Source organism: Verrucosispora sp. NA02020 (assembly GCF_013364215.1).
Classification (GTDB): Bacteria; Actinomycetota; Actinomycetes; order Mycobacteriales; family Micromonosporaceae; genus Micromonospora.
In genome coordinates, this window is sequence record NZ_CP054923.1 from 379,249 (window position 1) to 398,538 (window position 19,290).

15 protein-coding genes are annotated in these 19,290 nt (G+C 71.0%); 8 read left to right on the top strand and 7 right to left on the bottom strand.

Features of this window, described 5'->3' with window-relative positions:
- Positions 1-40 precede the first annotated feature (40 nt).
- From HUT12_RS01770 to HUT12_RS01805, 8 genes are all read left to right on the top strand, one after another.
- Positions 41-1,042, top strand: coding sequence for a LacI family DNA-binding transcriptional regulator (locus HUT12_RS01770; RefSeq protein WP_176092270.1), 1,002 nt, complete (start codon positions 41-43; stop codon positions 1,040-1,042).
- A gap of 350 nt (positions 1,043-1,392) precedes the next feature.
- Entirely contained in the window at positions 1,393-2,766 is a 1,374-nt protein-coding gene (locus HUT12_RS01775) for an ABC transporter substrate-binding protein (protein ID WP_131051440.1), read from the top strand.
- Between the two features lie 85 nt (positions 2,767-2,851).
- Complete coding sequence (locus HUT12_RS01780; protein WP_131051441.1) at positions 2,852-3,808, top strand: carbohydrate ABC transporter permease; 957 nt, start codon at positions 2,852-2,854, stop codon at positions 3,806-3,808.
- Between the two features lie 12 nt (positions 3,809-3,820).
- Entirely contained in the window at positions 3,821-4,708 is an 888-nt protein-coding gene (locus HUT12_RS01785; protein WP_176092271.1) for a carbohydrate ABC transporter permease, read from the top strand.
- 26 nt (positions 4,709-4,734) lie between these two features.
- On the top strand, positions 4,735-6,372 hold the full coding sequence (locus HUT12_RS01790; protein WP_176092272.1) for a glycoside hydrolase family 13 protein: 1,638 nt from the start codon (positions 4,735-4,737) through the stop codon (positions 6,370-6,372).
- A 134-nt stretch (positions 6,373-6,506) separates the two neighbouring features.
- Positions 6,507-9,383 (top strand): discoidin domain-containing protein, encoded by a 2,877-nt coding sequence (locus HUT12_RS01795; RefSeq protein WP_176092273.1) that lies wholly within the window; start codon positions 6,507-6,509, stop codon positions 9,381-9,383.
- Positions 9,384-9,485: 102 nt separating this feature from the next.
- Positions 9,486-13,772 carry a discoidin domain-containing protein gene (locus HUT12_RS01800; RefSeq protein ID WP_176092317.1) on the top strand — a complete coding sequence of 1,429 codons (4,287 nt, stop codon included), beginning with the start codon at positions 9,486-9,488 and terminating at the stop codon, positions 13,770-13,772.
- 200 nt (positions 13,773-13,972) lie between these two features.
- Positions 13,973-14,824: a Rieske (2Fe-2S) protein gene (locus tag HUT12_RS01805; protein WP_131054667.1), complete on the top strand. Its 852-nt coding sequence runs from the start codon at positions 13,973-13,975 to the stop codon at positions 14,822-14,824.
- Between the two features lie 14 nt (positions 14,825-14,838).
- On the opposite strand, the gene HUT12_RS01810 is transcribed toward HUT12_RS01805, so the two are convergent.
- Genes HUT12_RS01810 through HUT12_RS01840 form a run of 7 tightly spaced genes read right to left on the bottom strand, consistent with a single transcriptional unit; the run spans position 14,839 to position 19,290 of the window.
- The gene (locus HUT12_RS01810; protein WP_176092275.1) at positions 14,839-15,942 is read right to left on the bottom strand and encodes a LysM peptidoglycan-binding domain-containing protein; all 1,104 of its coding nucleotides are present in this window, start codon (positions 15,940-15,942) and stop codon (positions 14,839-14,841) included.
- A 15-nt stretch (positions 15,943-15,957) separates the two neighbouring features.
- On the bottom strand, positions 15,958-16,383 hold the full coding sequence (locus tag HUT12_RS01815; protein WP_131054669.1) for a pilus assembly protein TadG-related protein: 426 nt from the start codon (positions 16,381-16,383) through the stop codon (positions 15,958-15,960).
- Positions 16,380-16,844, bottom strand: coding sequence for a TadE/TadG family type IV pilus assembly protein (locus HUT12_RS01820; RefSeq protein WP_131054670.1), 465 nt, complete (start codon positions 16,842-16,844; stop codon positions 16,380-16,382). Before HUT12_RS01820 ends, HUT12_RS01815 begins: the two co-directional genes overlap by 4 nt.
- Complete coding sequence (locus HUT12_RS01825) at positions 16,829-17,239, bottom strand: TadE/TadG family type IV pilus assembly protein (protein ID WP_131054671.1); 411 nt, start codon at positions 17,237-17,239, stop codon at positions 16,829-16,831. The genes HUT12_RS01820 and HUT12_RS01825 overlap by 16 nt, the downstream gene beginning before the upstream one ends.
- Positions 17,240-17,271: 32 nt before the next feature.
- Complete coding sequence (locus HUT12_RS01830) at positions 17,272-17,499, bottom strand: hypothetical protein (protein WP_131054672.1); 228 nt, start codon at positions 17,497-17,499, stop codon at positions 17,272-17,274.
- Positions 17,500-17,527: 28 nt separating this feature from the next.
- The gene (locus tag HUT12_RS01835) at positions 17,528-18,391 is read right to left on the bottom strand and encodes a type II secretion system F family protein (RefSeq protein WP_176092276.1); all 864 of its coding nucleotides are present in this window, start codon (positions 18,389-18,391) and stop codon (positions 17,528-17,530) included.
- The gene (locus tag HUT12_RS01840; protein ID WP_131057675.1) at positions 18,388-19,290 is read right to left on the bottom strand and encodes a type II secretion system F family protein; all 903 of its coding nucleotides are present in this window, start codon (positions 19,288-19,290) and stop codon (positions 18,388-18,390) included. Before HUT12_RS01840 ends, HUT12_RS01835 begins: the two co-directional genes overlap by 4 nt.

The following is a 19,290-nucleotide window of genomic DNA, read 5'->3' on the forward strand; positions in this document are numbered from 1 at the left end:
CTGTTCTGTTTTTGCAGTCTCAGGACGTAGGATTGCGGCCGTGACGAAACGGTTGACCGAGGTGGCCCGCAAGGCGGGCGTCAGCGAAGCCACCGTGAGTCGGGTGCTCAACGGCCGCGGTGGCGTGGCCGAGGCGACCCGGACCGCGGTGCTCACCGCCCTGGACGTGCTCGGCTACGAGCGCCCGAGCAAGCTGCGTGGCGAACGGGCCCGGCTGGTGGGCCTGGTGCTGCCCGAGTTGCAGAACCCGATCTTCCCGGCGCTCGCCGAGGTGGTCACCGGTTCGTTGGCGCAACGCGGGTTCACCCCCGCGCTCTGTGCCCGGACGATCGGCGGGGTCTCCGAGTCGGCGTACGTGGAGATGCTCCTCGACCACCAGGTCTCCGGGGTCATCTTCGCCGGTGGCTCGTACGCGTTGGCCGACGCCTCGCACGAGCACTACCGCCGGCTGACCGATCGGGGCCTGCCGGTGGTGCTGGTCAACGCCGGCGTCGACGAGTTGGGCTTCCCCCGCGTCTCCACCGACGACGCGGTGGCGGTGGAGCAGGCGTACGGCCACCTGCGCTCGCTCGGGCACGAGCGGATCGGCCTGGTGCTCGGCCCGGAGGACCACGTGCCGTCGCGACGCAAGCTGGACGCCCTGGGGCGGGTCGCCGGCTGGGCCGACGACACCGAGTTCGTCGCGCGGTCCAGCTTCTCCATGGAGGGCGCCCGGGTCGCCGCGAGCAAACTGGTCGACCGTGGCGTGACCGGGGTGATCTGTGCCAGCGACGTGCTGGCCCTGGGCGCGATCCGCGCGGTCCGTCGGCTCGGCCGCTCGGTGCCGGGTGACGTCTCGGTGGTCGGCTTCGACGACTCCGCGTTCATGACCTGCACCGACCCGCCGCTGACCACGGTGCGCCAGCCGATCGAGACCATGGGGCAGGCCGCCGTGGACCTGCTGGTGACCCAGATCGAGGGTGGCGGCGTGTTCACCGACGAACTGCTCTTCGAGCCGGAGCTGGTGGTGCGCGGGTCGACCGCGCCCGCGCCCGGCCGCTGATCCCGCCCGCCGTCCCGGTTCGTCGGTCCCGGCCGACACCTGCCCTTCGCTGACCCCCATCCCGCGCGACCCGAGAGGCCGCCGACCGCTGCTCGCGGTCGGCGGCCTTCGTCGTGATCCCGAGCGAGGCCCATGTCTTTGTCTCTCGGCATAGTGTCGCTAAATTTCATCATCAGATCGAAACCTTGCTGAGAAGAGTCGCCCTCGCTACAGTGACTCCACTCACACCCGGCCCCCGGTCAGTCACACGGGGTCAGGACACCGATCAGCAGCAGGCATCGCGGCGGTGGCGATCACCGCGGTTCAGCGAACTTCACGGCGACACTTCGTTTTCCCGAAGGGATGGACAGATGTCCGTACCGCAGTACCGGAAGGCTGCGGCGTTGGCGCTCGTGGCCGGGCTCAGCCTCACGGCGTGCTCCACCAAGAGCGGCGACACCAGCGACGACGCGAGCGGCAAGGTCACCATCACCGTCGACTGCCAGCCGGTCGGCGCGCAGAAGGAGCTGCTCCAGAACTGGAACGAGGACGTCGCCGAGTTCCAGCGGCAGAACCCCGACATCGTGGTCAAGAGCGTCAGCGTCGGCGAGCAGTGCAACAACCCGCCGGACTTCACCGCCCGCCTGGCCGGCGGCACGGTGACCGACGTGTTCTACGGGTACATGACCGATCTCCAGCAGGTGCTCGACTCCGGCCAGGCGATGGACATCACCGAGTACGCCACCGCCGAGACGGTCCCGACCTGGGACAGCGTCGACCCGGCGCTCAAGGAGGTCTTCACCGACGGGGGGAGGCTCTACGCCGTACCGGTGAAGAACTACTCGATGGGCCTGGTCTACAACAAGGTGCTGTTCCAGCAGGCCGGGCTCGACGTGAACAACCCGCCGAAGACATGGGGCGAGGTCCGGGAGGCGGCCAGGAAGATCTCCGCGCTGGGCAGCGGGATCGCCGGCTACGCCGAGTACAGCGCCGGCAACACCGGCGGTTGGCACTTCACCGCGTTGCTCTACTCCCAGGGCGGCCAGGTGCTGACCGAGGACGGCGGCAAGGCCGCCTTCAACAGCCCGCAGGGCCGCCAGGTCCTGCAGAACCTCAAGGACATGCGGTACGGCGACGACAGCATGGGCGACCGTCAGCTGCTCCAGTGGGGTGACCTGTTGACCAACGCCGGTGCGGGCAAGGTCGGCATGTTCGTCGGCGCACCCGACACCACCCAGGCGATCGTCAGCCAGTTCCAGGGCAAGTTCGAGGACTGGGCGATGGCACCGCTGCCCGGCCAGGACGGCAGGGCGTCGGGCACGCTCGGCGGCGGCGAGGGTTACTTCTTCAAGAAGGACCTCACCCCGGAGCAGGTCGAAGCCGGTCTCAAGTGGATCGCTTACCAGAAGCTGACGCCGGGCAAGGGGCAGCTCGACTACGCCCGGGCCAAGCCGCAGAACTACCCGGTCGGTCTGCCGCAGCCGCTGCTGTTCAGCAACGGCAGCGACGCCCAGAAGCAGGAACTCGACCTGCGGAAGGCGAACGCGAACGTGGACACCGCGAACTTCGCCCTCTTCGAGGCGAACCCGGTCCCGATCAAGGGCGAGCCGCGCAACGCACAGGCGATCTACGCCGTCCTGGACGCCGCGATGTCCGGGGTGCTCACCAACCGCAACGCCGACATCGACGCGCTGCTCAAGACGGCCGAGGAGAAGGTCAACCAACTCCTCGCCGCGCAGGGCTGACCCGCACGGGTGGGGACCGGCCCGCCGGCCCCCACCCGCACCACCGCCGTACCACCCAGGTCGTCCCACCCCACCAGGAGTTGCCTTGGCGATCACCGCTGCCCCGGCCGCCACCCGAGCCCCGGGGCGAACCCCCTCACCGGCCCCGGCCGGGCCGCCTCGGTCCAGCCTCGGCCGCAAGGTCCGGGACAACCTCACCGGGCACGCGTTCCTGATCGGTGCGGTGCTCTGCTTCGCGGTCTTCTCCTGGTACCCGATGGTCCGGGGCGTGGTGATGAGCTTCCAGCGCACCCGGCGCGGCGAGACCACCTGGGTCGGCTGGGACAACTACCTGCGCATCCTCGACGACCCCAGCTTCGCCACGGCCTGGCAGAACACCTTCTACTTCACCGGTCTCGCGCTCGTCCTCGGGTACGCGGTGCCGTTCTTCGTGGCGATCCTGCTCAACGAGTTCCGGCACGCCCGGGGATATCTGCGGATCCTGGTCTACCTGCCGGTGATGCTGCCCCCCGCCTCGGCCCTGTTCCTGTTCAAGTTCTACGCGTACGACCCCGGCGACGCCGGTCTGTTCAACGCGATCCTCAAGGGACTGGGCCTGCCCACCTCGCAGTGGATGCAGTCCCCGGAGATGACCGTGCCGGCCATGGTCATCGCGTCGACCTGGATGAACATGGGCAGCGCGGTGCTGATCTATCTGGCCGCCCTGCAGAACATCCCCGGTGAGCTGTACGAGGCCGCCGAACTCGACGGCGCGGGGATCTGGCGACGCATCCGGCACGTCACCATCCCGCAGACCCGGCTGATCCTCGCCCTGCTGGCGATGCTCCAGATCGTCGCCACCATGCAGCTCTTCATCGAGCCGCTGATCCTGGCCAACGGCGCGGGCGCGGAGGACTCGGCGACCTCGGTCGCGTACCTCATCTATCAGCACGGGTTCTTCCAGAACGACCTCAACGGTGCCGCCGCACTCGGCGTGATCATGCTCGTCGTGCTGGCCGGCTTCTCCGCCGTCTACCTGCGGCTGACCGCGAAACAGGACTAGGACACCGACGCCATGGCACAGGACTCCGGCACCCGTACCCTCATCTCGCAGGCGCAGCTCCGGCGCGGCCCCGGCCGGGCGATCTACTGGACGTTGCTCGTCGTCGTGGTCGTCGGCTTCACGCTGGTCTTCCTCGGGCCGCTGTACTGGATGGTCACCGGTGCGCTCAAGTCCGGTCAGGAGATCGCGCAGACCCCGCCGTCGCTGTTCCCGCAGGACCCGCAGTGGCGCAACTACGTCGACGCGTGGCACCACCTGGCCCTGGCCAAGCTGCTGTTCAACACGTTCTACTACGCGGCCGGCGCGGTGCTGTTCCAGCTCGTCTTCGACACCGCCGCGGCGTACTCGCTGTCGAAGCTGCGGCCGGTGCTCGGCTCCGCGATCCTCGGCCTGATGCTGGCCACGCTGATGATCCCGGCGATGGTCCTGATCGTCCCGCAGTACGTGACCGTGATCGACCTGCCGATCCTGAACGTCAGCCTGCTCGACTCGCCGTTCGCGATCTGGCTGCCGCTGGTCGCCAACGCCTTCAACATCTTCCTGCTCAAGCGGTTCTTCGACTCGATCCCGGAGGACCTGATGTCGGCCGCCCTGATGGACGGGGCGACGCCGCTGCGCACCCTCTGGTCGATCGTCCTGCCGATGTCCCGCCCGATCCTCGGCGTGGTCTCGATCTTCGCGGTGACCGCGGTCTGGAAGGACTTCCTCTGGCCGAAGCTGGTGATGCCCTCGCCGGAGACCCGGACGGTCAGCGTCGGCATCTACGCCTTCGCCGGCGGTACGCCGATGAACGTGGTGATCGCCGCCTCGGTGATCGCCGCGATACCGACGGTGGTCATCTTCCTGATCTTCCAACGGAACATCATGTCCGGCCTGACCACCGGCGGACTCAAGGGCTAGCCCCCAAACGCAGAAAGCAGGTGCTCGTGTCCCCAGCAGACAGCGGTCCGTGGTGGCGAGGCGCGGTGATCTACCAGGTGTACCCCCGGAGCTTCGCCGACGGCAACGGTGACGGCATCGGCGACGTGGCCGGCATCCGCTCCCGGCTGGGCTACCTCGCCACGCTCGGGGTCGACGCGATCTGGTTCAGCCCCTGGTATCCCTCGCCGATGGCCGACGCCGGCTACGACGTGGCCGACTACCGCGACATCGACCCGGTCTTCGGCACGCTGGGCGAGGTGGAGGCGTTGATCGCCGAGGCGCACGCGGTCGGTATCCGGACCATCGTCGACGTGGTGCCGAACCACTGCTCCGACGCGCATCCCTGGTTCCGGGCCGCGCTGGCCGGGGGGCCGGACGCCCCCGAGCGGGAGCTGTTCTGGTTCCGCCCGGGACGAGGCCCCGACGGTGACCAGCGCCCCACCGACTGGGTCGGCGAGTTCGGCGGCCCCACCTGGACCCGGACCACAGACCCGGACGGTCGTCCCGGTGACTGGTACCTGCACCTGTTCGCTCCGGAGCAGCCGGACTTCAACTGGGACCACCCCCAGGTCCGCGCCGAGTTCGAGGACGTCCTGCGCTTCTGGTTCGACCGGGGAGTGGACGGCATCCGGATCGACTCCGCCGGACTGCTGGTCAAGGACGCCACGTTGCCCGAGGTGACGGCAGACCGGCCGCACCCGTTCCACGACCTCGACGGGGTGCACGAGATATACCGGGACTGGCGACGGATCGCGGACGCGTACCCGGGGGAGCGGGCGTTGATCGGGGAGGTGTGGCTGCCCGACCGGCAGCGGTTCGCCGCCTACCTGCGGCCCGACGAACTGCACGCGGCCTTCAACTTCGACTTCCTCGGCTGCGCCTGGGACGCCGCCGCGCTGCGGGAGAGCATCGACGGCACGCTGCACGCCCACGCGCCGGTCGGCGCGCCGGCCACCTGGGTCCTCTCCAACCACGACGTCACCCGGCACGTCACCCGGTACGGCCGGGCGGACACCACGTTCAGCTTCGCCGCCAAACGCGAGGGCATCCCGACCGACCTGGAACTGGGCACCCGGCGGGCCCGCGCCGCCGCGCTGCTGTCCCTGTCGCTACCGGGTGCCGCCTACGTCTACCAGGGCGAGGAACTGGGTCTCTGGGAGGTCGAGGACATCCCGTACGAGCTGCGCCAGGACCCGATGTGGGAGCGGTCCGGGCGGATCGACCCGGGTCGGGACGGGTGCCGCGTACCCCTGCCGTGGTCGGGGGAGTCGCCGCCGTTCGGCTTCGGTCCGGACGGTGCGCAGGCCACGCCGTGGCTGCCGCAACCGGCCGACTGGAAGGACCGCACCGCCGACGCGCAGGCCGGTGACGACCGGTCGATGTTGGAGCTGTACCGGGCCGCCATCGCCGTCCGCCGCGCCGAACCGGCGCTCGGCGACGGGCCGATGGCCTGGCTGCCCGCCCCGGACGGGGTGCTGGCGTTCCGGCGGGACCCCGGTTTCGCCTGCGCGGTGAACCTCTCCACGGTGGCGGTACCGCTACCGCCGCACACCGGTCGGCTGCTCGCCAGCGGGCCGCTCGACGACGACCTGCTGCCGCCGGACACCGCCGTCTGGCTGCGGACCGCACCCGAATCCGCCTAGTTCCGCGCCCGGTGTCGGCGGCTCCGTCCCGCCGCCGGCACCGGGCGCGTCCGGAACCGACGAGGAGGTGACGGCAGCACCGGCACCATCACCACGGGGGACCTGGCCACCTGAGGAAAGGGAGAGCGCCGCTCATGGCCGACCACACCGTCTCGCACCACCCCCATCCACCCGGCCACCGGCTCCGCACCACGCTGGCCGCCCTCACCGGCACCGCCCTCGCCGCCGCCTCGATCTCGGTCGTCACCCTCGCCGGGACCGCGACCCCGGCACGCGCCGCCGGGCTCAGCCCGTTCGACATCGTCGGTCGGGGCGCCACCGTCGCGTTCGTCGAGCTCGAGGCCGAGTACGCCGCGCACACCGGCACCCGGATCGGCCCGGACCGCCGTTACGGCACCTTGCCGTCGGAGGCCAGCGGCCGGGAGGCGGTCACCCTCGACGCGGTCGGGGAGTACGTCGAGTTCACTCTCACCGCACCCGCGAACGCGGTGACGTTCCGCTACAGCCTCCCCGACAACGCCGCCGGCACCGGCCGGGACGCCACGATCGACCTGCGGGCCAACGGCAGCCTGGTCAAACCGGTGCCGGTGACCTCGAAGTACGGCTGGTACTACGGCGGTTACCCGTTCAACAACAACCCCGGTGACGTCAACCCGCACCACTTCTACGACGAGGCGCGGACGCTCTTCGGCACCACCTACCCGACCGGTACGAAGATCAGGCTCCAGGTCTCGTCGACCGCGCAGTCCCCGACGTTCACCATCGACCTGGCCGACTTCGAGCTGGTCGCCGCGCCGATCACCAAGCCGGCGAACGTGCTCGACGTGGTCACCGACTTCGGTGCCGACCCGACCGGCGCGACCGACTCCACCGCCCGCTTCCAGGCCGCCGTCGACGCCGGGAAGGCCCAGGGGCGTACGGTCTGGATCCCGCCGGGCACCTTCACGCTCTGGGACCACGTGGTGGTCGACGGGGTGACCCTGCGCGGGGCGGGGCCGTGGCACTCGGTGCTCGGCGGCCGACACCCCACCGACCGGAAGCGGGCCGCCGGCGTCTACGGCAAGTACGTCTCCGGCGGCGGATACCGGGGCGAGATCCGGCCGCACGAGGCGGGCGGGCCCAGCCGCAACGTGGAGCTGCGCGACTTCGCCATCATCGGTGACATCCGGGAACGCGTCGACGACGACCAGGTCAACGCCATCGGTGGGGCGATGTCGGACTCGGTGGTGGACAACCTGTGGCTCCAGCACACCAAGGTCGGCGCGTGGATGGACGGGCCGATGGACAACTTCACCCTCCGCAACAGCCGGATCCTGGACCAGACCGCCGACGGGGTGAACTTCCACTGGGGAGTCACCAACTCGACGGTCACCAACACGTTCGTCCGCAACACCGGTGACGACGCGCTGGCGATGTGGGCGGACACCGTGCCGAACGTGGGCAACTCCTTCACCCGCAACACCATCGGCGTGACCGTTCTCGCCAACCACCTGGTCACGTACGGCGGTCGGGACATCCGCATAACCGACAACGTCACCGCCGACTCGGTCACCAACGGTGGTGGCATCCACGTGGCGAACCGGTACACCGGAGTGCAGGGTGCGACCGCGGTGGCCGGCACGATCACCGTGGCGCGCAACACGCTGATCCGGAACGGCAACTCCGACTACAACTGGCGGTTCGGGGTCGGCGCGATCTGGTTCTCCGCGTTGAACGAGCCGCTCCAGGGCGCGTCGATCCAGGTCAGCGACACCGACATCCTGGACAGCTCGTATGCGGCGCTGCACTGGATCGAGGGCGTCAGCAGCGGCATCAGCTTCACCAACGTCCGCATCGACGGCACCGGCACGTACGCGCTCCAGGTGCAGGCGCCCAGCCAGGTCTCCTTCACCAACGTACGGGCCACCGGCATCGCCCAGCCCAACCCGATCCACAACTGTGTGGGCAGCGGCTTCCAGATCAGCCAGGGTGCCGGCAACTCCGGCTGGTACACCGCCAACCCGTACTGCGGTCCGTGGCCGGAACCGCAGTGGGGCGGCGGCCCGACGAGCCCGCCACCGACCACCCCACCGCCGACCACCCCACCGCCGACCACCCCACCTCCCACCACGCCGCCCCCGACCACGCCGCCGCCGGGCGGGAACCTGGCCCAGGGACGGCCGGTCGTCGCGTCCAGCCACAATCAGACCTACCAGGCGGGCAACGCGGTCGACGGCAACGCGGGCACGTACTGGGAGAGCGGCGGCACCGCGTTCCCGCAGACGCTCACCGTCGATCTCGGCGCGGCCCGTGCCGTCGACCGGGTCGTGCTCAGGCTGCCGGCCGGCTGGGAGCGGCGGACGCAGGCGCTGTCGGTGTCGGGCTCGATCGACGGCAGCTCGTGGACCACGCTCGCCGCCTCGGCGGGACGGGTCTTCGACCCGGCCACCGGCAACAACGTGTCGATCGGTCTGCCTTCCGGTGACCGCCGGTTCGTCCGGCTGAGCATCACCGGCAACACCGGCTGGCCGGCGGCGCAGATCGCCGAGTTCGAGGTGTACGGCGGCAGCACCCCGCCGCCGACCACCCCACCGCCCACCACCGCGCCACCGACCGGCAACCTGGCCCAGGGACGGCCGGTAGTGGCGACCAGCCACGTCGACGTGTACGCGGCGGGTAACGCGGTCGACGGCAACGCGGGCACGTACTGGGAGAGCGCCAACAACGCGTTCCCGCAGACGCTCACCGTCGACCTCGGCACCGCCCGTCCGGTGGGTCGGGTGGTGCTCAGGCTGCCACCGTCACCGGCCTGGCAGACGCGTACCCAGACGGTGTCGGTGCTCGGTTCCACCGACGGCACCACCTGGACCACGCTCGCCGCCTCGGCGGGCCGCACCTTCGACCCGGCCACCGGCAACAGCGTGTCGATCAGCCTCACCACCGGTGACCGCCGGTTCGTCCGGCTCAGCGTCACCGGCAACACCGGCTGGCCGGCGGCGCAGATCGCCGAGTTCGAGGTCCACGCCACCTGACCCGTGGGTGGGCCCCGCACGCCGAGGCGGGGCCCACCCACGCCGTAAGAGCGCCACCCGGTAACGCCTCTCCACATCCCCGGAAGAAGGTGTCGATCCCCCATGTCCAGACTCCGTACCCGGCTGTCCGCCGTGCTCGTCGCGGTCGGCCTCGTCCTCACCGCGGCCCCCGCACCGCCGGCCGCCGCAGCCGGTGGGCCCAACCTGGCCGCCGGCCGTCCGGCCACCGCCAGCAGCGTCAACGGCTCGTTCGTCGCGGCCAACGTCACCGACGGCAACGCCGGCACCTACTGGGAGAGCGGTGGTGCCCTCCCGCAGTGGGTGCAGGTCGACCTGGGCTCCGCCCACTCCGTCGACCAGGTCAAACTGAAACTGCCGGCCGGCTGGGAGTCCCGCACCCAGACGCTGTCGGTGCAGGGCAGCACCACCGGCAGCGCCTTCGCCACGATCGCCGGTTCGGCCGGCCGCACCTTCAGCCCGGCCGGTGGCAACACGGTCACCCTCGACTTCCCGGCCACCACCACCCGGTACGTGCGGATCGCGATCACCGCGAACACCGGCTGGTCCGCCGCGCAACTCGCCGAGTTGGAGGTGTACGGCGCAGTGGCCTCGTCGGCCAACCTGGCGGCCGGTCGGAGCATGTCCGCCAGCGGCCACGCCGACGTCTACGTCGCCGGCAACGCCAACGACGGCAACCAGAGCAGCTACTGGGAGAGCCCGAACAACGCCCTCCCGCAGTGGATCCAGGTGGACCTGGGCGCCACGGTCACCGTCGACCGGCTGGTGCTCAAACTGCCCGCCGGGTGGGGCGCGCGCACTCAGACGGCGACCGTGCAGGGCAGCACCACCGGTACGAACTTCACCACCCTGGTCGCCTCCACCGGGTACGCCTTCAACCCGGCCAGCGGCAACACGGTGAGCATCACCGTCGGCTCGGCCGCCACCCGCTACGTCCGGTTGCTGGTCACCGCGAACACCGGCTGGTCGGCGGGGCAACTGGCCGAGATCGAGGTGTACGGCCCGGCCACCGGTGACACCCAGCCGCCGTCCGCGCCGACGAACCTGGCGTTCACCGAGCCGGGCAGTGGGCAGGTGCGGTTGACGTGGTCGGCGTCGACGGACAACGTCGGGGTGACCGGGTACGACGTGTATGCCAACGGTGCGTTGCGGGCGAGTGTGTCGGGTACGACGTTGGCGTTCTCGGACACGCAGCCGGCGAGTGCCACGGTGTCGTACGTGGTACGGGCCAGGGACGCGGCGGGCAACGTCTCGGCGAACAGCAACACCGTCACCCGTACCGGCAGTTCCGGCGACACCCAGGCACCCACCGCGCCGACGAACCTGGCGTTCACCGAGCCGGGCAGTGGGCAGGTGCGGTTGACGTGGTCGGCGTCGACGGACAACGTCGGGGTGACCGGGTACGACGTGTATGCCAACGGTGCGTTGCGGGCGAGTGTGTCGGGTACGACGTTGGCGTTCTCGGACACGCAGCCGGCGAGTGCCACGGTGTCGTACGTGGTACGGGCCAGGGACGCGGCGGGCAACATCTCCGCGAACAGCAACACCGTCACCCGTACCGGCAGCACGCCCGGCGGCACCGACCTGGCCGCCGGCAAGCCGGCCACCGCCTCGTCGATGGTGCACGTCTTCGCCGCGGCCAACGCCGTCGACGGCGACGTCACCACCTACTGGGAGGGGGCACCGGGCGCGTACCCGGGCACGTTGACGGTCGCGCTCGGCGCCAACGCCAGCGTCAGCGCGATCGTGGTGAAGCTGAACCCGGACCCGGCGTGGGGTCCGCGCACCCAGACCTTCTCGGTGCTCGGCCGGGAGCAGTCCGCCTCCGGCTTCAGCACGCTGGTCGGCTCGGCGACCTACTCGTTCAGCCCGGCGGGCAGCAACACGGTCACCATCCCGGTCTCGGCGACCGCCGCCGACGTGCGACTCTCCTTCACCGCCAACACCGGGTCGTCGAACGGGCAGGTCGCCGAACTCCAGGTGATCGGCACCCCGGCACCGAACCCGGACCTCACCGTCACCACGGTGACCTCCGCCCCGGCCAACCCGGTGGAGACCGATCAGCTCACGCTCACCGCCACCGTCCGCAACGCGGGCACCCTGGCCGCCGGCGCGACCACGGTCGACTTCGCCCTGGACGGGACGAAGGTGGGCCAGGCGGCCGTCGGCGCGCTCGCCGCCGGTGCGTCGACGAGCGTGTCGACCACCGTCTCGGCCCGGAACGCGGGCAGTTACCAGCTCAGCGCCACGGTCGACCCGGCGAACACGATCATCGAGCAGAACGAGGGCAACAACGCGTACACGAACCCGACCCGGCTGACGGTCGGCCCGGTGGCCAGCTCCGACCTGGTCGCCTCGGCGGTCACCTGGTCACCGGGTACACCCGGCGCGGGTGCCACCGTCCGCTTCTCGGTGACCCTGCGCAACCAGGGCACCGTCGCCTCGGCGAGCGGGTCGCACGGCATCACGCTGACCGTGCTGAACGACGCCGGCACGGCGGTGCGGACGCTCACCGGATCGACGGGCGGCGGCATCGGCGCGGGTGTCACGGCGAGCCCGGTCGACCTGGGCACCTGGACGGCGGCCAACGGCCGGTACACCGTCCGGGTGGTGATCGCCGCCGACGCCAACGAACTGCCGGTGAAGCGGGCCAACAACACCAGCGAACGTCCGCTGTTCGTGGGACGCGGCGCCAACCTGCCGTACGACCACTACGAGGCCGAGGAGGGCTCGGTCGGCGGCGGAGCCCAGGTGATCGGGCCGAACCGGACCATCGGCGACCTGGCCGGAGAGGCGTCCGGCCGGCGGGCGGTGACCCTCAACACCACCGGCGCGTACGTCGAGTGGACCACCAAGGCGCCGGCCAACGCCCTGGTCACCCGCTTCTCCATCCCGGACGCCCCGAACGGAGGCGGGATCACCTCGACGTTGAACATCTATGTCAACGGGGTGCTGCACAAGCCGATCAGCCTCACCTCGAAGCACATCTGGCTGTACGGCGCCGAGGCCAGCCCGAGCGACTCGCCGAGCGCGGGCCCGCCCCGGCACCTCTACGACGAGGCGAACGTGCTGCTCAACTCCACCATCCCGGCCGGCAGCCGGATCCGGTTGCAGAAGGACCCGGCGAACACCACCACGTACGCCGTCGACTTCGTCGACCTGGAGCAGGTGACTCCCCGGGAGAACCCGGACCCGGCGCGGTACCGGGTGCCGAACGGGTTCAGCCACGCCGACGTGCAGAGCGCGTTGGACGCGGTCCGGATGGACACCACCGGCAACCTGGTCGGTGTCTACCTGCCCGCCGGCACGTACGAGACCGCCCAGAAGTTCCAGGTGTACGGCAAGGCGGTGAAGGTGGTCGGCGCCGGCATGTGGTTCACCCGGTTCCAGACGCCGTCGTCGCAGCAGAACACCGACGCCGGGTTCCGGGTGGAGCCGAGCGCCAGCGGGTCGACCTTCTCCCACCTGGCGTTCTTCGGCAACTACACGGTCCGGCAGGACGGGCCCGGCAAGGTCTGGGGTGAACTCAAGGACGTCGACGACCTCACCCTGGACAACGTCTGGGTCGAGCACACGGTCTGCGCGTACTGGGGGGTGAGCGTCAGCGGCCTGAAGATCACCGACAGCCGCTTCCGGAACACCTTCGCCGACGCGGTGAACCTGACCAACGGCAGCACCGACAACCTGGTCAGCAACTCGGAGGGCAGGTCCAACGGCGACGACGCCTTCGCGCTCTTCTCCGCGACCGACCAGGGCGCGTCGACCGGCAACCACGGCAACGTGTTCGAGAACCTGACCGCCACGTTGACCTGGCGGGCGGCCGGGATCGCCGTGTACGGCGGCTACGACAACGTGTTCCGCAACCTCTACATCGCGGACATGCTGACGTACTCGGGCATCACCATCAGTTCACTGGACTTCGGATATCCGTTCGTCGGATTCGGGTCCAGCCCACCGACCCGTTTCGAGAACATCTCGTTGGTCCGGGCCGGTGGTCATTTCTGGGGTGCGCAGACCTTCCCGGCGATCTGGGTGTTCTCCGCGTCCAAGGAGTTCCGGGGCATCCGCGTCAGCGACGTGGACATCGTCGACCCGACCTACTCCGGCATCATGTTCCAGACCAAGTACACCGGCAGTCAACCGGAGAACCCGATCACCGACACGGTCTTCACCAACGTGTCGATCAGCGGTGCCCGGCGCAGCGGTGACGCCTTCGACGCCAAGTCGGGCTTCGGGATCTGGGTCAACGAGATGCCCGAGGCGGGTCAGGGCCCGGCAGTCGGCTCGGTCACCTTCACCAACCTGCGGTTGAGCGACAACTGGCAGGACATCCGCAACACCACGTCCACCTTCACCATCAACCGCAACTGACCCACACTCCGCCCTCACGTCGATAGCCGGCCCTGACGTCGATCATGGAGTTGTGGCACTCCCGATAGCCCACAAGAAGGGCAAAGAGTCCGCCACAACTCTTTGATCGCGGGGGTCCGTCGGAGACGGCGTGACACGGTCGCCGACGGTTCGTCCCCGACGACCGGTTTGCGCCCGCGTACGGCGGGAAGTCGGTACGGGTGCGAGCGTTGTTGACGAAGATCGAGCAAGCGTCCGGGCTGGACCGGTTCGGTGACCGGTTGCAGCGAGCGGTGCAGGGCACCCTGCGCGGGCAGCGGGTCCGGGACCTGCTGCACGGTGTCTGGCTGGGTCATCCGCTGCACCCGGCGATGGTGCAGGTGCCGGTGGGCTCGTGGGTCAGTGCGGCGATCCTGGACCTGATGCCGGGCCAGCGTCGAGCCGCCACCACGCTCACCACCATCGGCACGGTGAGCGCGTTGCCGGCGGCCGTCGCCGGGCTCAACGACTGGGCCGCGCTCTCCCGTGACCAGCGTCGGGTCGGCCTGGTGCACGCCGCCTCGAACACCGTCGCGCTGGTCCTCTACTCCGGCTCGGTGGCCGCGCGGTTCTCCGGCCGCCACCAACTCGGCCGGACCCTCGGCTGGCTCGGGCTCGGTGCCGCCGGTGCCGGCGCGTACCTGGGGGGACACCTGGCGTACAAGCAGGGTGCCCAGGTCAACGTGAGCGTCTCCGACCTGCACCTGATCAGCGACGGTTGGCACTCGGTCGCCGAGATGGCCACGCTGCCGCAGCGGCAACTGGTGACCCGCAAGGTGGACGACGTCTCGGTGATCCTCTATCGGCACGGCGACGACGTCACGGTGATGCTCGAACGCTGCCCGCACCAGAGCGGCCCGCTCGGCGAGGGCGAGGTCACCGAGATCGACGGCCACGCCTGCGTGGTGTGTCCGTGGCACGGCAGCACCTTCCGCCTCAACGGCGGCGAGGTGGTGCACGGCCCGTCCGGCAACGACCAGCAGACCCTGCCGACCCGGGTGGTCGCGGGCCGGGTGGAGGCCCGGCTGCCGTGAGGCGACGGCCCCGGTCAGTCCTTGCGGTGACGGCCGACCGGCAGTTCGGCGGGCGGACCGCTCCGGACCGGCTGCCGGGTGGCGGCCACCGGCACCGGGCGACGCCGTAGGCCGAGCACCGCACCGATCTGGGCCCCCACGATGCTGGCCACGGCGAGCACCGCCGAGATGGCGAGCGGACGGTTCACCCGGTCCGGTTCACCGGCCCGTGCCGCGCCCACCGTCACCACCGGCGGATGCCCCTCCGGTGCCTCGTCGTGCGGTGCCGGCCGTCCCTGCGGCGTGGCGGCGGGAGAGGGCGGCGTGGGCGCGGCGGACTCCGGCTGCTCCACATCCGGCTTCGACGGCGTCGGCCTCGACGGCGTCGGACGCGACTGCTCGGGAGCGGGACGGGCCTGCGCACCGACCAGCCGGCCGGTCGCGTGCGGCCGGGCACCCTGGTCGTCCGCGTTGGCCGGCAGCGTGATCAGTTGGCCGGGGCGGATCCGGTCCGGGTCCCGCAGCTTGTTGAGCGCGGCCAACTCCCGGTAGTCCTCGAAGTCGTCCAGGTAACGGTCGGCGACCTTGCCGAGGTAGTCGCCCTTCGCCACCTTGTATACCGGCGCGTCGGCGGTCGCGCGTTCCGTCCCCGAGGACACCGGCTCGTACGCCGTGGGCGGCCCGGCGAGCGTCGCGGTGGCCGCCGCCGGCGCCGAGTAGGCGGGGGCGGTGTAGGCCGTGGTGGCGGCCGTGGCCGCCGGGCTGGCGGCGATGATCAACGCGACCGAGCCGACCAGGGCCGCCGCCGCCCGCTGCTGCCGACCCATCCCGGGCAGCCGGGGCGCCGGGCGGCGCAGCGACTGCGCGCCCAACTCCACGAGCACCGACAGCGCGAAGCTGGCCCAGCCGAACCAGCCGACGATCGCCAACGCCCGCAGGAAGAGTTGCCCGTCGTCCCGGCTGGTCAGCGTGGTGCCGATCTCCGCGAGTGTGGGCACGTGGTCCGGCAGAGGGTTGCCGGCGAACGCCACCAACGCGATCGGACCGCCGACCAGCAGACCGATCAGCACCACCAGTGCGCCGAATCCGGTCAGCACCCGACCGACCCGCCGTACGGCGGTGCCACCCGATGCGGCCATGGCTACCTTCCTTCCCTAGGGAGCCCCGGTCAGCGCCCGCGCGGTCGCCTCACCGGAGACGGTGACGGTGTTGGAGAAGCCGAAGAGGCCGAGCATCGCCCGGCGGTAGGTGACGGACACCCGTACCCGGATGACGGTCTCGCCGTCGACCACCGGGAAGGTCACGTCGTGGCCGGTGGCCCCGGCGGCGGCGAGGTAGTCCGCGACGGCCGCGCGGGCCTCGGTCTGGTCGATGCGCTTCGGGCCGCCCTCGATGGCGGTCGCCCGGTCGATGGCCTGGCCACCGGTCCGGGCCGCCTCGGCGGCCAGGTTCTCGGCGCGTTGCAGTGTGCGGAGCTGACCGGCGCCGTCGAACGCCATGCCGATGATGCCGAGCACGCCGATCATCGCCACGGCGAGGAAGATGCTCACCCGCCCGGCGTCCCCGCGCCCGGCCGTCATCCCCGGCTCCGGTAACGGTCCAACGGCGAGGTGAACGAGGCGGTGACCCGGTTTCCGCTCGGCATCCTCAGGACGGAGATCCTGATGTCCTGGTAGGAGACGGTACAAGCGATCTGCACGGTGACCGTGGCGTCCTGCCCGACGGAGCTGCTGAAGGCTTGACCGAAGGTGGTGGACCGTCCGTCGACCGATCCGCTGAAGGTCACCTGCGGCTCGCCGGAGCAGGCCAACCCCCTCCAGTCGAGCTGGCTGCGGACCGCGTCGAGGGCCTCGGTGCGGGCGGTGCGGGCGTCGCGGGAGATGGAGGCCGCGCGGGCGGCGTCGTGTGCCGCCGCCTCCAGTGCCTCGCTGGCCACCGCGGTACGCCCGGCGACTCCGGCCAGCACCATCATGGCCAGGAACGCGGGTGCCAGGACGGCCACCTCGATCGAGACCGAGCCCCGGCTCATGGTGCGGTCCATCGTTCCGCCGTCCCGTGTGCGGTCTCTTCGATGGAGAAGCTGACTCCCGGCACCACCGACAGAGAGCGGCCGGTCACCGTGCACGTCACGTCGGTGGCCGAGGTGACGCAGCTCGGCCCTGGTTCGTCCCAGTCGACCAGCCAGCCACCGGCCTGGGTGAGGAAGCGCGCGGCGCGTTCCTCGCCGGCCCCGGCCGGAGCCTGGTGAAGCCGCTGTGCGTTGACTCCGCTCTGTGCCGCGTTGAGCGCGGTGGACCTGGCGACAAAGACGGCGGCCACCTGGATCGAGCCGAACAGCAGGATCAGGATCGCCGGTAGCGCCACCGCCAACTCCACCGGGTTGCCGCCGCGTTCGCCGTCACCGGGCAGCCGAGGGTGCCGGATGGCCGTGACCATCCGGCACCCGGCGTAGCGGCGGCGGCGCATCGTCACGGTGCCGGCGGCCCGGGGATGCGGCCCATCCAGTTGTTGGCGGCGGTCAGGGCCGCTGCCGTGACCGCCAACGCCACCGTCACCAGGCCGAAGATGATCACGGCGGTCGGTACGGGGCTGTCGCCACGGTCCCCCCGCAGGTACACAAGCCGCGCCCGCAGCGCGGTCTGTACGTGGGTCAGCCGCACGCCCAGCGCGGCGTTCAGTTCGGTGAGGACGGACATCGGGGGCTCCTTCGGTTGAGGTCGAGTGCTAAAGGCGGGCGAGGAAGGGATAGATGGCGAAGCCGAGCAGGACGAAGACCAGCAGCGCGCCGGGAATGTCGAGCCGGCTGGTCACTCCCTCGGCCCGGGCCAGGTTGTCGGTGCGGATCTGGTCGCGCAGCGAGTCGGCGCGGCTGCGCAGGGTCTCGTGCACCTGGGCGCCCTCGCTGCCGGACGAGCGCATGATCGCGCCGACGTCGCCCAGCTCGGGGATGCCGATCCGGTCGGAGAGGCCGCGGAGTTCGTCCCAGGGCGAGTGCATCTGCATCTGGGCCATGCGCAGTGCCTCGGAGATCCGGTCGAAGACCCAGCCCTCACAGATGGCGGCGGCCCGCTCCAACGACTGCACCGGGCCGTGCGCGGCGGAGAGCTGCAACGCGACCAGATCCAGGTAGGTACAGACCGCCTGCCGGAACTCGTCCCGGGCCGCCTCCGCGCGGGCGATCATCGACCGGTGCGCGACCAGCGCGCAGAGCACTGCCAGACCGAGGCTGCCCAGCACCGGTACGGTCAGCGGCAGCGAGACGCCCACGGCCAACAGCGTGAAGCCGAGCAGGGCCGGTGCGGCGAGCCCGATCAACGCGGACAGCAGCATGGAGAGGGCGTACTGCTCGGGGGTGCGGTCGAGCAGGGCCAGTTGCCGGTGCGGCGGGCGCAGCCAGCGGGCCAGCCCGGTCAGCCAGTCCAGCCGGCGGTCGGCCGGACCGAGCCGGGTCGCGCCCGGCGGCTGGTGCAGTCGCCGCAGAGCCGGACCGAGCGCCGGGGTCGCCGGCACCAGCTCGCGCACGATCAGGTACACGCCCAGCCCGACCACGGCACCGCTGAGCACCGCGATGGTGAGGTGCAGGTTCACGCCACCACCTCCCGGGGATCGGGGGCGGGCAGGAAGCGGGCCGGTCGCGGCGGCTGACTCATCGAGCGCACCCAGGCCAGCAGGCCGACGAAGGCAGCGCCGAGCACCGCCATCACCACCTGGCCGAACGGCGTGTCGTACGGCTGCACGTATTCGCGGTTGAGCAGCCCGTACCCGATGGTGGCCAGGGTCATCCCGGTCAGGAAGCGGACCGCGAACCGGGGTTGGGTGCGCTTGGCCTCGATCTCGCGTCTGGTGGCGACCTCGGCGGACGCCGCCGCGGCGATCGAGCCGAGGACGTCGCCGAGGCGTTCGCCCCGGTCGGTGAGGTGCAGGATGAGCGCCGCCACCACCTGGTCGCAGACCGGGTCGCCGATGTCGTCGGCGAACGCCAGCAGGGCGGAGCGGGCCAGCCACCCGGCCTGGAGCCGGGCGGCGAGCAGGCGTATCTCCTCCTGGATCTCCTCCGGTGCGGTGCCGACGGTGCCGATGATCGCCTGCTGGAGACCCTGCCCGGTGGAGGAGACGTCCTTGAGGCGGCGGGTCCACTCGCCGACCGCCTCGATCCGCGCGATCGCCCGCCGTTCCGCCCGGCCGACCGAGAAGAGCCACGGCGTACCGGGCACCGCCACGGCGACCAGCAGCCCGACCACCGGTAGCCCGGTCACCAGGAAGGCCAGCGCGCCCGCGACCACCGCGCCGATCAGCAACGCCTGATGGGTCTGCTGTTCGCGCAGCGTGGTGCCGGAGCCACGCCACAGCCGGCTGAGTCCCGGGCCCGCGCCGGGTGCCGGGCCGGGCGGGCGACGCGTGCCGACCAGCGCGACGACCGTGAGCACCAGCCCGGCCACACAGGCCGCCCCGGAGACCACCGCGATGAGTTGGATGTTGTCGAGCAC

What these genes read in the sequence shown, in the direction of transcription:
- HUT12_RS01775 (WP_131051440.1), top strand. Translation starts at nt 1,393, where the DNA reads ATGTCCGTACCGCAGTACCGGAAGGCTGCGGCGTTGGCGCTCGTGGCC.
- HUT12_RS01785 (WP_176092271.1), top strand. Translation starts at nt 3,821, where the DNA reads ATGGCACAGGACTCCGGCACCCGTACCCTCATCTCGCAGGCGCAGCTC.
- HUT12_RS01795 (WP_176092273.1), top strand. Translation starts at nt 6,507, where the DNA reads ATGGCCGACCACACCGTCTCGCACCACCCCCATCCACCCGGCCACCGG.
- HUT12_RS01800 (WP_176092317.1), top strand. Translation starts at nt 9,486, where the DNA reads ATGTCCAGACTCCGTACCCGGCTGTCCGCCGTGCTCGTCGCGGTCGGC.
- HUT12_RS01810 (WP_176092275.1), bottom strand. Translation starts at nt 15,942, where the DNA reads ATGGCCGCATCGGGTGGCACCGCCGTACGGCGGGTCGGTCGGGTGCTG.
- HUT12_RS01815 (WP_131054669.1), bottom strand. Translation starts at nt 16,383, where the DNA reads ATGACGGCCGGGCGCGGGGACGCCGGGCGGGTGAGCATCTTCCTCGCC.
- HUT12_RS01820 (WP_131054670.1), bottom strand. Translation starts at nt 16,844, where the DNA reads ATGGACCGCACCATGAGCCGGGGCTCGGTCTCGATCGAGGTGGCCGTC.
- HUT12_RS01825 (WP_131054671.1), bottom strand. Translation starts at nt 17,239, where the DNA reads ATGGTCACGGCCATCCGGCACCCTCGGCTGCCCGGTGACGGCGAACGC.
- HUT12_RS01830 (WP_131054672.1), bottom strand. Translation starts at nt 17,499, where the DNA reads ATGTCCGTCCTCACCGAACTGAACGCCGCGCTGGGCGTGCGGCTGACC.